Origin of the sequence: Methylomusa anaerophila, from assembly GCF_003966895.1 — a bacterium.
In the GTDB taxonomy this organism is placed as follows: Bacteria; Bacillota; Negativicutes; order Sporomusales; family Sporomusaceae; genus Methylomusa; species Methylomusa anaerophila.
Window position 1 is genome coordinate 3912549 of record NZ_AP018449.1, and the last position, 15260, is coordinate 3927808.

At 44.2% G+C, this 15260-nt stretch carries 15 protein-coding genes and 1 other RNA gene; all 16 read left to right on the top strand.

Translation table 11 applies throughout. The features are described from left to right. The first annotated feature begins 4 nt into the window (after positions 1 to 4). The 16 genes from hisS to ruvX all read left to right on the top strand — a co-directional run bounded on the left by hisS (position 5) and on the right by ruvX (position 15161). The gene (hisS, locus tag MAMMFC1_RS17695) at positions 5 to 1270 is read left to right on the top strand and encodes a histidine--tRNA ligase (protein ID WP_126309782.1); all 1266 of its coding nucleotides are present in this window, start codon (positions 5 to 7) and stop codon (positions 1268 to 1270) included. Positions 1271 to 1305: 35 nt separating this feature from the next. Beyond that, positions 1306 to 3093 (top strand): aspartate--tRNA ligase, encoded by a 1788-nt coding sequence (gene aspS / locus MAMMFC1_RS17700; RefSeq protein ID WP_126310723.1) that lies wholly within the window; start codon positions 1306 to 1308, stop codon positions 3091 to 3093. 102 nt (positions 3094 to 3195) lie between these two features. After that, a non-coding RNA gene (ssrS, locus tag MAMMFC1_RS17705) (6S RNA) lies at positions 3196 to 3374 on the top strand. Between the two features lie 292 nt (positions 3375 to 3666). Then, on the top strand, positions 3667 to 4992 hold the full coding sequence (locus tag MAMMFC1_RS17710; RefSeq protein ID WP_416338592.1) for a replication-associated recombination protein A: 1326 nt from the start codon (positions 3667 to 3669) through the stop codon (positions 4990 to 4992). Positions 4993 to 5094: 102 nt separating this feature from the next. After that, entirely contained in the window at positions 5095 to 5529 is a 435-nt protein-coding gene (locus tag MAMMFC1_RS17715; protein ID WP_126309783.1) for an RrF2 family transcriptional regulator, read from the top strand. 3 nt (positions 5530 to 5532) lie between these two features. Further along, entirely contained in the window at positions 5533 to 6759 is a 1227-nt protein-coding gene (gene nifS, locus MAMMFC1_RS17720; protein WP_126309784.1) for a cysteine desulfurase NifS, read from the top strand. Between the two features lie 16 nt (positions 6760 to 6775). After that, the gene (nifU, locus tag MAMMFC1_RS17725; protein WP_126309785.1) at positions 6776 to 7150 is read left to right on the top strand and encodes a Fe-S cluster assembly scaffold protein NifU; all 375 of its coding nucleotides are present in this window, start codon (positions 6776 to 6778) and stop codon (positions 7148 to 7150) included. Positions 7151 to 7157: 7 nt separating this feature from the next. Continuing rightward, complete coding sequence (mnmA, locus tag MAMMFC1_RS17730; RefSeq protein ID WP_126309786.1) at positions 7158 to 8255, top strand: tRNA 2-thiouridine(34) synthase MnmA; 1098 nt, start codon at positions 7158 to 7160, stop codon at positions 8253 to 8255. A 51-nt stretch (positions 8256 to 8306) separates the two neighbouring features. Beyond that, positions 8307 to 8804 carry a PRC-barrel domain-containing protein gene (locus MAMMFC1_RS17735; protein ID WP_158618812.1) on the top strand — a complete coding sequence of 166 codons (498 nt, stop codon included), beginning with the start codon at positions 8307 to 8309 and terminating at the stop codon, positions 8802 to 8804. A 26-nt stretch (positions 8805 to 8830) separates the two neighbouring features. After that, positions 8831 to 9028: a hypothetical protein gene (locus tag MAMMFC1_RS17740; protein WP_126309788.1), complete on the top strand. Its 198-nt coding sequence runs from the start codon at positions 8831 to 8833 to the stop codon at positions 9026 to 9028. Position 9029: 1 nt separating this feature from the next. Further along, on the top strand, positions 9030 to 9230 hold the full coding sequence (locus tag MAMMFC1_RS21175) for a hypothetical protein (protein WP_145987653.1): 201 nt from the start codon (positions 9030 to 9032) through the stop codon (positions 9228 to 9230). A gap of 103 nt (positions 9231 to 9333) precedes the next feature. Next, a complete protein-coding gene (locus MAMMFC1_RS17745) occupies positions 9334 to 10359 on the top strand; it encodes an AI-2E family transporter (protein WP_126309789.1) in 1026 nt (341 codons plus the stop codon). Between the two features lie 397 nt (positions 10360 to 10756). After that, positions 10757 to 13384, top strand: a complete 2628-nt coding sequence (gene alaS, locus MAMMFC1_RS17750; RefSeq protein WP_126309790.1) for an alanine--tRNA ligase — start codon at positions 10757 to 10759, stop codon at positions 13382 to 13384. A 129-nt stretch (positions 13385 to 13513) separates the two neighbouring features. Further along, entirely contained in the window at positions 13514 to 13771 is a 258-nt protein-coding gene (locus MAMMFC1_RS17755) for an IreB family regulatory phosphoprotein (protein WP_126309791.1), read from the top strand. Continuing rightward, positions 13771 to 14721 carry an aldo/keto reductase gene (locus MAMMFC1_RS17760; RefSeq protein WP_126309792.1) on the top strand — a complete coding sequence of 317 codons (951 nt, stop codon included), beginning with the start codon at positions 13771 to 13773 and terminating at the stop codon, positions 14719 to 14721. The genes MAMMFC1_RS17755 and MAMMFC1_RS17760 overlap by 1 nt, the downstream gene beginning before the upstream one ends. A gap of 23 nt (positions 14722 to 14744) precedes the next feature. Continuing rightward, entirely contained in the window at positions 14745 to 15161 is a 417-nt protein-coding gene (ruvX, locus tag MAMMFC1_RS17765; protein ID WP_126309793.1) for a Holliday junction resolvase RuvX, read from the top strand. Positions 15162 to 15260: the final 99 nt, after the last annotated feature.

Genomic DNA, 15260 nt, shown 5'->3' on the forward strand with positions numbered 1-15260 from the left:
TAGGATGTTAACTACCGGACCGCGCGGTACTAAAGATATATTGCCGGACTTGAGTTCCCACTGGCGGTATATCGAAAGTATCGCCCGTGATATATGCAACCGGTCAGTGTATCAGGAAATTCGAACGCCGATATTTGAGCACACCGAGCTGTTTTTGCGGGGAATCGGGGAAACCACCGACATTGTAGAAAAAGAAATGTATACGTTTATTGATCGCGGTAAACGCAGCATAACCCTCAGGCCGGAAAACACAGCCGCAGTGGTCAGATCATACCTTGAACACAAGCTTTACGCCGACCTCCAACCGTCCAAATTGTACTACATTGGCCCCATGTTTCGCTATGATCGGCCGCAAGCAGGCAGATACCGTCAGTTTCATCAGTTTGGCGTTGAAGCAATTGGCGCGAAGGGGCCGGTAATTGATGCCGAGATTATCAGCCTGGCGGTGTTGTTTTTTCGGAAACTTGGATTAAATGAGTTAATGCTATACATTAATTCCGTTGGCTGCCCTAAATGTCGACCGGTCTACCGGACTCAACTTAAAGATTTTTTTCACGAAAAACTATCTTTTTTATGTGAGGACTGCCAGTCAAGATTTGAACGCAACCCCATGCGTATACTTGATTGCAAAAATGATAAATGTGCTGAAATTTCCAATAATGCTCCCCATATGGTAGAATCTTTGTGTGAAGATTGCAGCACGCATTTTTCTCAATTAAAGCAACTCTTAACCGCTGCCCAAATTGACTATATAATTAATCCTCGCTTGGTTAGAGGCCTTGATTATTATACAAAAACCGCATTTGAAATTCAGTACCCGCCACTTGGCGCGCAAAGCGCTGTTTGCGGGGGAGGGCGATATGACGGCCTGGTTGCTGAATGCGGCGGACAACCTACCCCCGGTATTGGCTTTGCCATCGGCCTGGAGAGAGTACTGCTGGCTCTTGAAAAACAAAAGCTTTTGCCTGAAGTTAATACTGCCATTGATGTGTTTGTTGCGCCTCTTATCGGAGCGGCTCAAGCTATGGCATTTGGACTTTTGGTAAAACTCCGTGAACAGGGTGTTACCTGTGATATGGACTATATGGAACGCAGTCTAAAGGCGCAAATGAAATATGCCAATAAATATCCGGCCAAATACGTCGCCCTGATAGGTGAGGATGAAATAGCCCAGGGAAAAGTCATGTTTAAGAACATGGCTACCGGTGAGCAGCAATTAACTGATTCTAAAGATATAATACGCATGATCAAAGAGGGGATGGAGAAATAATGGCTGAAATTGAAACAGTTGGCTGTGAATCATCAATTGATTTGCCACAAGGATTAAAACGTACCCATCCATGCAATGCTCTACGGGAGCAGCACGCTGGGCAGGAAGTCACTTTATGCGGCTGGGTTTCACGCCGTCGAGACCATGGCGGTCTGATCTTTATTGACCTCAGGGACCGTTCCGGATTCATACAAATTGTGTTCTCACCGGAAGTTGAATTAAACGCTTTTAACAAAGCGGAAACGGTTCGCAACGAGTATGTACTGGCTGTGCGGGGTAAAGTAAAACTTAGATCCGAAAGTACAATGAACCCCAATATGGCTACAGGGGCAGTGGAAGTCTATGGCCATGAATTAAGAATCTTGAACACCGCCAAAACTCCACCTTTCTACATCCAAGATAATATTGACGTGGACGAGACCTTGCGCTTGAAATACAGGTACCTGGATTTACGTCGCCCTGAAATGCAAAGGGATTTAATGCTGCGCCACCGGGTAACCAAAACTATGAGGGATTTTCTCGATAAACACGAATTTGTTGAAATTGAAACGCCAATGTTAACCCGGAGTACGCCGGAAGGCGCCAGAGACTATTTAGTGCCTAGCCGGGTCAACCCCGGCAAGTTCTATGCATTGCCACAGTCTCCCCAAATCTTCAAGCAATTGCTTATGGTTGCAGGGATGGAACGGTATTTCCAAATCACTCGCTGCTTTCGTGATGAGGATTTGCGGGCTGACCGCCAACCGGAGTTTACTCAACTGGATATTGAGATGTCGTTCATTGACCGGGAAGACATTCTATCTTTGATGGAGCGAATGATCGCTTATATTTTTAAAGAAAGTCTTGATATTAATGTGCCTACGCCTTTCCCGAGAATTAGCTATGATGAAGCCATGGCAAAATACGGATCAGATAAACCCGATCTCCGTTTTGAAATGGAGATTAAAGACATTTCCGCCGCGGTACGTAATTCAGGGTTTAAAGTATTCGACAATGTATTAGCCAATGGCGGTCAGGTAAGGGCTATAAATGTAAAAGGCAATGCCAATATTCCCCGCCGCGAGTTGGATGGCCTGGTAGACTATGCTGCCATTTACGGAGCAAAAGGGTTGGCCTGGATGTGCTACACCAAAGAAGGCATTAAGTCGCCGATAACTAAGTTCTTTAACGAGCAAACCCTCAACCAAATTACTGAACTGACCGCAGCAGAGACGGGAGATTTACTGCTCATTGTTGCCGATAAGGCGAAAGTTATTGCCGCGGCTTTGGGACAGCTTCGGTTGGAAATGGCCCGCCGTTTGAATCTAATTGACCCTAATAAGTTATCCTTCCTGTGGATAATTGATTTTCCCATGTTTGAATTTGATGAAGAAGAAAAACGCTGGGTAGCCATGCATCATCCCTTTACCTCACCCCGGGAGGAAGATGTTTTCTATTTGGGCCACGAGCCGGACCGTATTAAAGCTAAAGCCTATGACATGGTCTTAAACGGCATTGAACTCGGCGGCGGCAGCATCCGAATTTACCACCGCGATTTGCAAGAAAAAATATTTTCCGCTATTGGCTTGTCGCCGGAAGAGGCTGTAGAAAAGTTCGGATTTCTGCTGGAAGCATTTGAATATGGTACTCCACCCCATGGCGGTATTGCTTTTGGCCTTGATCGTCTGATTATGTTGATGGCCAAACGCTCTTCTTTGCGGGATGTTATCGCCTTCCCGAAAACCCAGAGTGCATCTGATGTTATGACGCAAGCTCCGTCGGAAGTTTCACCGCGGCAGTTAAAAGAATTATTTATTAAGGCTGAAGTTTTGAGCAAAAAATAGACATTTAAGTAAAATGAAGTCAATCCCATAATATTCCGCTTATTCTCCGCTTGCAAATCTCTGCTTATTTTGATAATATTAAACCGAAAATATAACAGGTAGTTAGCCCTGCTGTGTGCGTGTAAAGCCTAATGTTTTGAGCCAACACATTTACTAAGGGAGCTTGTCTCTGACTATGGCGTGTAAGCCTCTGTGCCTGGGGGTAACACAAAATAATCAGGCGGGCACCCACCTGCCGAGGGCAGGTTCAAAACACGGGCCTACGGCATGGTGGGGATTATTTTTACACTGACGTAAAACGTTAGTGTTTATTTTTTGAGCTATTCACCTTAAGTTGGGAACTGCTTAGAAACCGCCATCTGCGTCGTTGTTCCTGCGGTCCTCACTCCAACGTACCACCCAGTACGCCTCCGTTCCGGTCCTCGTCACGCCTAGCATCTGACGATTTCTAAGCAGTTCGTGGCAGTTGATAAGTTGGATATTGGATAGCTATATTTTTTACAAGGATTTTCAGTCTCATGGAAAGAATGTTAGAATGTTATTGAATAGCTAATTCATTAAAAGGGTGATAGAGTGGATTTGTTCAATACCAACCTTTTTGGCGAAGACAATAATAATAAAAACTTCCGGACTTCGCCGCTTGCAGTTCGTATGCGTCCCAGGAGCCTGGAAGAATTTATCGGCCAAGAGCATATGCTTAACCCCGGGACTTTTTTGCGAAGGGCAATTGAGAATGACAACCTGCCTTCAATTATTTTGTTTGGACCGCCGGGAACAGGTAAAACGACTTTAGCGCTTATTATTGCCAAGACAACCGGAGCAAGATTTGAAAAATTAAATGCCGTTACCGCTGGTATTGCCGATATTCGTAAAATCGTGGAATCCGCCCGCGAACGCCTGCGCTTGCATCAGGGACACACGATTTTATTTATAGATGAAATTCACCGCTTTAACAAGAGCCAGCAAGATGCGCTTCTGCCGCATGTAGAAAACGGAACAGTTACTTTGATCGGCGCTACAACAGAAAATCCCTATTTCGAGGTTAACTCGCCGCTTTTATCAAGAACGAGAATAGTTCGCCTGCAAAAGCTGGCTAGAGATGCAATCATCAAAATATTATTCCAGGCTATCAATGACCCGGAACGAGGGCTTGGCTCAAGCAACATTAAATATGATGATGCAACGTTAATGACCATAGCCGAAATTTCCGGTGGTGATGCCAGAGTTGCCCTTAATATATTGGAGCAAACGGCCTTGATGCTGGGCCCTGATAATATTCTCACACCTGAAATTGTCGCGGCCGTCGCTGGTGAAAAAATACAGGTCTACGATAAACAAGGGGATAATCATTACGATGTAGTATCGGCATTTATTAAAAGCATGCGGGGATCGGATCCGGATGCGGCGCTGCATTACCTGGCCCGTATGATTGTCGCAGGCGAAGACGTTAAGTTTATAGCCCGCAGAATTGTTATATGTGCTGCCGAAGATGTGGGCAACGCCGATCCACAGGCCTTAGTCATAGCTACCGCGGCCGCCCAGGGAGTCCAATTTGTCGGCATGCCTGAAGCCAGGATTTTGCTTGCGCAAGCAGTGACTTATATTGCAACGGCGCCAAAAAGCAATGCGTCATATACTGCCATTGATACGGCAATCGAAGACGTGCGCCGGACAGACTGCGGCGAAGTACCGCTTCACCTCAGAGACTCAAGTTACAAAGGAGCAAAACAATTTGGCCACGGGAAGGAATATCTTTATCCCCACAGTTATCCCAATAGCTATGTTGAACAACAATATTTACCTGATAAGATAGCAAATAAATCCTATTATCAGCCTACCCAGCATGGTTATGAAGCTATATTGCGGGAAAGGCTTCAGGCTTTACGCCGGAAAAAATAATAATAAAAAACCCATTGATTTCTTTTGACATTTTGGCCAGACTTTGCTATATTTATATTGAAGAATTCCAATCGTAATACTCGGAAAAGCGGAGAGATTAACGTGAAATTATCGACAAAAGGACGATATGGCGTTGCAGCTATGTATGATTTGGCATTGCACTATGGACGAGGTCCAATCTCTTTAAAAAGTGTGGCCCAACGTCAAGGAATTTCTGAACATTATTTGGAACAGTTAATGGGAACACTACGTAACGCCGGCTATGTAAAGAGTGTTCGCGGAGCGCAAGGAGGGTATTCGTTAACCAAGAATCCAGCTGATATTTCTGTTGGTGACATTGTCCGCATCATGGAAGGTCCTATTGTTCCAGTAGATTGTTTACTTACCGATGCGGTTGGGAATACCTACTGTAAGCGGGCAAATATCTGCGTTACGCGTGATGTTTGGGCCAAGGTGCGGGATAGTATCAACAGCGTTCTGAATTCAATATCTCTCGCTGATTTGTGCAAACAAGACAAAGGACAAGGAGATGAGTAAACAATGAGTGTAAAACGTATTTATTTTGACCACTCGGCAACCACCCCTGTTGATCAGGAAGTTGCTAACACCATGTTGGAATATATGACCGAAAAGTTTGGCAATGCTTCCAGTATTCACAGTTTTGGACGGGAAGCCAAAAAGGCGGTTGAGGAAGCTCGGGAACAGGTGGCAAAATTAATTGGTGCTCAGTCAAATGAAATATTTTTTACCAGCGGTGGTACGGAAGGGGACAATTGGGCGATCAAGGGAGTAGCGTATGCCAACCGCAAAAAGGGCAATCACATTATTACAACGGCAATTGAACACCACGCAATATTACACACCTGTGAATATTTAGAAAAGAATGGATTCACCGTTACCTATTTACCTGTTGACGAGAATGCCATGATTCGCCTGGAAGACCTGAAAAATGCAATAACGGATAAAACTATACTAATCAGTATCATGTTTGCCAATAATGAAGTTGGCACTATTCAGCCCATTAAGGAAATAGGGCAAATTGCTAAAGACAAAGGCATTTATTTCCATACTGATGCTGTACAGGCAGTAGGCAATTATCCTATTGATGTGAAAGAAATGAATATCGACTTATTGTCTTTATCGGGCCATAAGTTCCATGCCGGCAAGGGCGTGGGCGCTTTGTACATCCGTAGGGGAGTTAGAATTGAAGAAATTCAGCATGGTGGCGCACATGAGCGCAATATGCGGGCAGGTACGGAAAACGTTCCCGGTATCGTTGGACTGGGAAAAGCTGCGGAAATTGCTCAGCGCGACATGGATATAAAAATTAAACACATTACCGGCTTGAGAGATAAATTGATTGCCGAAGTAATGGAAAAGATACCCCATGTGAAATTAAACGGTCATCCAACTATGAGATTGCCTGGTAACGTAAACTTTAGCTTCTTATATGTCGAGGGGGAATCCTTACTGCTCAACCTTGATTTAAAGGGTATAGCTGCCTCCAGTGGGTCTGCTTGTACTTCAGGATCCTTGGATCCTTCTCATGTCCTTCTGGCAATGGGATTAAGCCACGAGGTTGCTCACGGATCGCTGAGAGTTACTCTGGGCCGGGGCAATACTGCGGAAGAAGCTGATTACTTCCTGGAAGTGCTCCCTGAAATTTTAGAACGACTGCGCAGCATGTCGCCATTGTACGGCCAAAATACAGAAACTCTGGCATCCAATCCTTGTAATCTTTGCAACCACCAAATTGCTCAACATTAATGAGGGGAGAATATATATGTATACTGAAAAAGTTATGGATCATTTCACTAATCCTCGTAACGTCGGAGAAATAGCCGATGCCAACGGCATTGGTGAAGTTGGCAACGCTAAATGTGGCGATATTATGAGAATCTATTTAAAAGTTGACGAGAACGATGTCATTACTGATGTAAAATTTAAAACCTTCGGTTGTGGCGCTGCAATAGCGACCAGTAGCATGGTAACCGAAATGGTTAAAGGAAAAACGCTAAATGAGGCCCTGGAGATCTCCAATCAAGCGGTAGCGGAAGCATTGGGCGGCTTGCCGCCTGTCAAAATGCACTGTTCGAATTTGGCCGCTGACGCGCTGCAGGAGGCAATTAAAGACTATATTAAGAAAAAGGGAAAGTGATTTTTTCGTGGGCGAAAAACCAAGAGTGGTTGTAGCCATGAGTGGAGGGGTGGACAGTTCATTAACTGCCGCCCTTCTTGTTCGTCAAGGTTATGATGTTGTTGGGGCAACCATGCAAATATGGGAAAAAGACGGCGGGCATGACGATTCAAAGGATCGAGGCTGCTGTTCTTCGGCGGCAGTGGATGATGCCAGGCGGGTAGCGGATAAGTTGGGAATACCCTATTACGTATTGAATTTCCGCGAGATGTTTCAGGCAACGGTGGTAGAATATTTTATCCGGGAATATTCCGCAGGCAAGACCCCCAATCCCTGCATCGCTTGCAACCGTTACGTGAAATTTGAGGGATTGCTGCAAAAAGCATTGGCGCTGGGCGCTGAATATGTTGCAACCGGTCACTATGCGCGAATTTCGTATGATGAAACTCGCAGGCGATATATTTTATGCAAAGGTATTGATAAATTAAAGGATCAGTCCTATGCCTTATATCATCTTAACCAATATACCTTAAGCCATTTTTTAATGCCACTTGGTGAGTATACTAAAATTGAAACCCGCAGAATGGCAAAAGAAATGGGATTGCCTGTTGCTGATAAACCTGACAGCCAGGAAATTTGCTTTGTTCCTGACAACGATTACAAAGCATTTTTAAAAAACAGGATTCCGGCGTCTTTAAAGCCGGGAAACATAGTCGACACTTCCGGGCGCATTCTCGGAACCCACCAAGGACTGCAGTTATATACAGTGGGGCAGAGAAAGGGACTGGGGCTGGCTATGGGAAGACCAGTTTATGTTGTGGCTTTGGATGATGAACGCAATAAAGTTATTGTTGGCGATAACCACGACATTTTTGCCGATGAACTTATTGCCAACGATCTAAACTTTATTACCGTCGATAGCCCAACGGATTGTCTTCAGGTTACAGCTAAAATCCGTTATAGTGCCGAGGCTGCCGAAGCAATGATAATCCCACTTTCCCATGAGACAGATAAAGTGCGGGTTAAATTTTCATTGCCGCAACGGGCGATAACTCCCGGCCAGTCGATAGTATTTTATGATGGGGATATAGTTGTTGGCGGCGGTGTGATTATTAAACGATTATAAAAAACTTGGATTATGGCAATAATAATGATGAATCTATTTGGGAGGCCAAAAATGCCCAAATTAATGGATTTGCTGGGGTTGCCGGTATTAGTTCTGGAGACCGGCATACAGATTGCTGAAGTTCAAGAAATATTGGTTGAACTGGAACAAGCCGTTATACTTGGAATTATGGTCACAGGCAGTAAGTGGTTCACTTATGACCAAGGCATTATGTTTGAAGACTTGTATCGGATTGGACGAGACGCCATATTGGTTCGTGACAGCAATGTGGTTGGAAGGTTAAGGTGCGATTCCCGGCCTCAGGTACTTCATTTTCCCTACGACCTGTGTAATAAGCAGATTTATACCGAAAGCGGAGTACAATTAGGCATTCTTGTTGATATCGCTTTTAATGAGACAACAGGTGAAATTACAACATATGAAGTATCGGACGGGTTATTCTCTGATTTACTTTTCGGGCGCAAACTTATGCCGCTGCCTCAGGCGCAGGTTATTGGTCAGGACAAACTGATTGTACCTGAAACTATGGCGAAATTATTACATTCCTGACTCAACCACAACAAGAGGTGTTATGTATGATAACCTGTCCGGTTTGCGGACAACGGGGGATAGGAAAAGTCGGTGCCGGCCAGTATTATTGCTGGGATTGCTGTGTAGAGTTCACGCTGGGTGAAAACGATATTAAAATTTTTAATGTTGAAATGGACGGCACTCTGACGCTATATGGCGATCCTTTGCAAAATACTGCTAATTTAGAGGTACAAAAGGGGTGATATGATGCGCAGTAAATTTTGGCAAGGATTGATTTGGGGTAGTCTTGTAGCAACTGCACTCGGCGCCATCATAGGTCCCAAGGCGAAAGCGAAAAGAAAACCGCTATTGGAACGAAGCGCGGCGGCAGTTACTGATACTACTCGCGACCTTATGCGCGGTGCACGCCGCGCCCGTAAGCGGTTAATGAAAAAAATGGATTAGTATCAAGCCGGAAATTGCGACTTAGGCTTCCGCTAGTTTCGCTTAGCGGAAGCCAAGTCTTTTATATACCAAAATATTATTGGGAACTTAGGAGGTGTAGTGCATGGTCGATACGAAAAAAGCCGTACGATTATCTTTTGTTATTGGCCTGGTTTTAGCGGCGCTATACTTTTTGTGGCTGGTACGATCCGGTTTATATCCTTTTATATTAGCTTTGTTGCTGACATATCTCTTAAACCCTGCCGTTTGTTATCTGGAACAAAAAGGATTTTCCCGTTTGTTGGCAATAATATTTATTTATATAATTTTATTTGCTGTCCTGGTTTTAGGAGGAAGTTGGTTAGTTCCGTTACTAATGAAAGATCTGGAAAGTTTCGCCAGAGATCTTCCGCAAATTATGTCGAAGAGTGAGGAACTAATATATTTGCTGCAAAACCAGTATCAAAATTCTGCCTTGCCATATTCGATGCGAGTGGCAATCGATAACTCACTTATGTCATTTGAACGTGATATTCAATTGGTAATTACGGATGTTGCCAATGGAATTGTAAACTTGATGAGTCATTCCGTGGGATTGGCAATTACCCCCATTCTTGCATTTTATCTATTACATGACTGGCGAGAGATAAGAGAACAATTACTAACTATGCTGCCAGGTCATTGGCGGCATGAAACCGTCTTGATCGCCAAAGATATAGATAAAGTTTTAAATGGGGTAATCCGCGGACAAATTACAGTGGCAATCATTGTTGGGATATTGGTAAGCAGTGGTTTGTATTTTCTTAAAGTCCCTTTTGCACTACTAATTGGTATATTAGCCGGTCTCCTGGATATAATACCCTACTTTGGGGCTGTTATTGGCGCAACGCCTGCGGTTACCATTGCTTTGCTGGAATCTCCCTGGCTTGCCGTAAAAGTAGCGCTTTTGTTTTTGGTTATACATCAGTTAGAAGGAACCATTATTGGACCAAAAATATTAGGAGAAAGTGTTGGCCTGCATCCATTATCAGTTATTTTCTTTCTGTTTGCAGGCGGTGAACTCTGGGGTTTAATCGGAATGCTGTTGGGTGTGCCGCTGGCAGCAGTGGCGAAAGTGATCATTAAACACTGTATTAAACTTCTTGTCTGAAACAAAGGGGACAAGATTGCAATTTCCACCTAATATTGACACTGTCTAATAAATTATGTATAATTCCAAGTAACTATGCAGGTCGGCATTGCCACGAACTATCCTGAAAACTAAAACGTCCTAAGACAAAGGAACCGGAACCGCAGAGACACCGAGGACACAGAGGGCCACAGAGAAAGGATAACGAAGAGCGTTGAAAAAACATAAATAATTAATCCCTCTGCGTTTCTCTGCGCCCTCTGTGCCTCTGTGGTAAAGCGTTCTCCATTTTCATTCCTTGCGGCGCCAATATATTGGCATGAGGGTCTGATTAGAAATCGTCATCGCAGATGGCCAGATGGCGCTTATAATTCCGGAATAATGGGCTTTATTTGTGTATATTGGGAGTTGATCAACTTTGAAAAAAATGACCGGAAATGAACTGCGTAAAAGTTTCCTGCAGTTTTTTGCCAGCAAAGACCATCTTGTGGAACCCAGCCATTCTTTAATACCCGATAACGATCCGTCCTTACTGCTTATCGGCGCGGGAATGGCACCTTTCAAACCTTTTTTTACCGGCAAAATGAAACCGCCTCACCCCAGGATTACTACCAGTCAAAAGTGTGTACGTACAGGCGATATCGAAAATGTGGGGCGTACGGCCCGTCATCATACTTTTTTCGAAATGCTGGGTAACTTTTCTTTTGGTGATTACTTCAAAAAAGAAGCAATTGCCTGGGCATGGGAGTATTTAACTGAACATCTTGAATTACCGAAAGAAAAGTTATGGATAACCATACATACCAGTGACGACGAAGCGTTTGAAATTTGGAATAAAGATATCAATATTGCTGCTGAGCGTATCATCCGCATGGAAGATAACTTTTGGGAGATCGGACCTGGTCCCTGCGGACCTTGTTCTGAAGTTTACTTTGATCTAGGGGAAGACCGTGGATGCGGTAAACCCGATTGCGCCGTCGGCTGTGATTGTGACCGGTATTTGGAAATTTGGAATTTGGTGTTTACTCAATTTGATCGTGACGAGGCAGGAAATTATACTCCTCTTGTTAAGAAAAACATTGATACCGGAGCGGGTCTCGAACGCATAGCTTCTGTTTTACAAAATAAAGCTTCAAACTTTGAGACTGACTTGCTCTTTCCTGTCATCGAGCATGCCTGCCGGATTGCAGGAGTGCATTACGGAGAAGCTGCCAAGACCGACGTGTCGTTAAAGGTTATTGCTGATCATGCTCGGAGTATGACTGTCATGATAGCTGACGGCGTTTTGCCGGCCAACGAAGGACGCGGCTATGTATTACGGCGTATATTGCGTCGAGCTGTTCGCCACGGACGAATGATGGGTATTGAAAAGCCCTTTTTGGTTGGTATTGTAGACATTGCTGCTAACATATTTGCTGAACCATACCCGGAGATTGCAGAGAAAATAGCATATATAAAGAAAGTCATTCAATTAGAGGAGGAGCGCTTCCAGGCAACTCTAATCCAAGGAATGGAACTGCTTAACAAGCACATCGAAGAATTAATTCAAAGCAATATCAAGGTACTGGATGGGGTAGTAGCCTTTAAACTTTATGATACCTACGGTTTTCCTTGGGAATTAACCCAGGAAATACTTAGCGAGCATAATTTCGAAATAGACAGGCGCGGTTTTGACGTCGCAATGAGCGAACAGCGAGAACGGGCTCGCGCCGCCCGGCTGGAAACTGATGAAAAAGTTATTATTCCTGATTTATCAGGTCTGGTTATAGATGAATTATCTAAATTATCATATGACGAAAATGCTACTGTCGCCAGAATCGTGCTGCTTCTTAAGAATGGGAAAGTTGTAACGGAAGCTTTGGATGGAGAAGAAGTAGCGGTAATTCTGGATGTGACTTCGTTTTATGCCGAAGGCGGCGGCCAAGTCGGTGACATAGGGGCAATTGCCGGTTCTCTAGGCAGGATGGACGTACTGAATACTAAAAAACTACCCGATGGCACCATTTACCACCTTAGTCAGATCGTAGAAGGATCATTTAAGACAGGCGAAACGGTACAATTGGCAGTTGACATTGCAAGACGTCGCCATATTGCCCGCAATCATACTGCTACCCATTTACTTCATGCTGCATTAAAACAAGTGTTAGGTAAACATGTTAACCAAGCCGGATCCCTTGTTGACGCTGAAAAATTACGCTTTGATTTTACTCATTTTGCCGCTGTAACAGGTCCACAGCTGGAAGAAGTGGAAAAGATAGTAAATGACGTTATTCTTGCCAACAGTAGTGTAGGTGTAATTGAAACTACTCAAGATCTTGCAAAAGAAATGGGGGCCATGGCTCTGTTTGGTGAGAAATACGGCGAACGCGTGCGTGTTATCATAATAGACGAATTCAGCCGGGAATTATGTGGCGGCACTCATGTAGGAGCTACTGCCGAAATTGGATTATTAAAAATCATTAGTGAGGCGGGTATCGGCTCCGGTGTACGCCGGATCGAAGCAGTTACCGGTTATGGCGCTCATGAATATATAAAAACTCAGGAGCGAATTTTAAGTGAAGCCGCTCAAATACTGAAAACCCGTCCTGAAGAACTAATAATTCGTATGGAAGCAGTAAACGGACGTGTCAGGGAACTTGAGAAAGAAGTTGCGATGTTGACAACCAAGCTTGCTAAAAATGAAGTGCAGGATTTAGTAGCAGGAGTAAAAAACATCAGCGGCATTCCGGCAGTGATTGGACAAGTGGCCGCGTCTGATATGGAAAATCTTCGTAGTATGGGGGATATGATTCGGGACCGTTTATCCTCCGGTGTCGTAGTACTTGCTGCTGTCTTCGGCGATAAAGTTAACTTTGTCGTTATGGCTACCGGTGATACTGTTCAAAAGGGCATTCATGCCGGCAATATTGTCAAAGAAGCTGCCAAAGCTGCCGGCGGCGGCGGCGGCGGCAGACCGGATATGGCTCAGGCAGGCGGCAAATTACCGGAGAAAATAGGTGATGCGCTAAGAGTAGCTGAGCTAGCAATCCAGTCTCAAGTTAAATAGTGGAGGCAGCCGCCTTACCTGCCCGCATAATTTTATTTTTGATTATTCTCTCATAGACAGGAAAAAATAGTCGAGAATAGAATATATACATTATTATTTTGCAGATAATAAAGGGGAGGAGGAGGCTTCATGACCAATACATCCCAAGAAACGATGATGTTTAAAGTAAATAACGAAGAGACCAATGCGGCTGAAGTAATTCTCACTACCGTTTACCAGTCCTTGCAAGAAAAGGGATACAATCCAATTAATCAATTGGTTGGATATCTTTTATCCGGTGATCCTACCTATATCACCAGTCACAACAATGCGCGTTCTCTTATCCGAAAACTTGAACGCGACGAGATTATTGAAGAACTGGTGCGCGCTTATTTGAAAGACAAATAATGAATTATTGCGAACTGGGTTGTACAGGTCTTAAGGTATCTCGCCTATGTTTTGGTGCTCTTACGATTGGTCCCCTGCAATCAAAGCTGTCTTTATCGGAAGGAGCCGCAGTAATAAAGGCCGCACTTGATGCAGGGGTTAATTTTATTGATACTGCGGAATTATATGGAACTTATCCATATATACGCGAAGCGTTGGCAAGGACGAATCAGCCTCATGTCGTTATTGCATCGAAGTCATATGCTTATACATATGAGGGTATGCGGGAAAGCGTCGAAACGGCTTGCAGGGAACTCAACCGGAACTTTATTGATATTTTTTTACTTCACGAACAAAGCTCCCGCCTAACATTAAAAGGGCACAGAGATGCTTTACAATTTTTGCTTAACGCAAAATCGGCAGGACTTGTAAAAGCGGTAGGCGTATCCACTCATGCTGTCGAAGTAGTTCAGGCTGCCGCTGCTATGGAACAAATTGATGTTATCCATCCAATACTAAACATGCGTGGTATTGGAATTGCAGACGGAAATGTCGTTGATATGCTGACAGCCATCCATGCCGCAGCTGCTATGGGAAAAGGAATTTATGCCATGAAAGCTCTCGGCGGCGGACATTTATGCGGCTCAGCCCTTGAATCCTTCAATTGGGTTCTTGCGCAACAAGGGGTTGCGTCTGTTGCTGTCGGCATGCAATCCAGGGAAGAAGTATTGTTAAACACAGCTATTTTTTCCGGCAAACCTGTAAGCAGGGAGCTGTCTGATAAAGTATCTGCAAAACAACGACACCTGATAGTTGAGGAAGGGTGTGCGGGGTGTGGAACGTGTTTGCAAAGATGCCCGGCATCGGCTCTTTATATAAATGATGAAAAAGTAAATGTGAATGCTCAGCGTTGCATTTTGTGCGGCTATTGCGGGGCGGCGTGTCCTAATTTTTGTTTGAAAATAATTTAGTTGTATCATAGACGGGGGGCAATATGCGTATACTAGCTCTTGACGTAGGTGACAAAACAATTGGTGTGGCAGTAAGTGATGAATTGAAATTGACTGCGCAAGGAGTGGAGGTTATTCGGCGAGCAGGAATTAAAAAAGATTTTACTCGCCTGCGGACACTGATTGAACAGTTTGAGATACGTCTTATCATCATCGGCTTGCCCAAAAATATGAATGGAACTGTTGGCCCCCAGGGCGAGCTGGTGGAACAATTTGCTGAACAATTGTCCGCCTTTGTTCCCCAAATTAATATTAGGCTTTGGGATGAGCGGTTATCTACGATTGCCGCTGAAAAGTCACTAATAGCTGCAGATGTAAGCCGGGCTAAGCGCCGCCAGGTTATTGACAAAATGGCAGCGGTGTTTATTTTACAAGGATATTTAGATAGTTTATCCAAATAATTAGGGTTTACAAAAATTTACATCCGTTTCCTTGACAGGATAAGTTTTCTAGTATACAATTACAATACAGTTTCGCAGTTGAAAAAAGAGGTGAGCAGA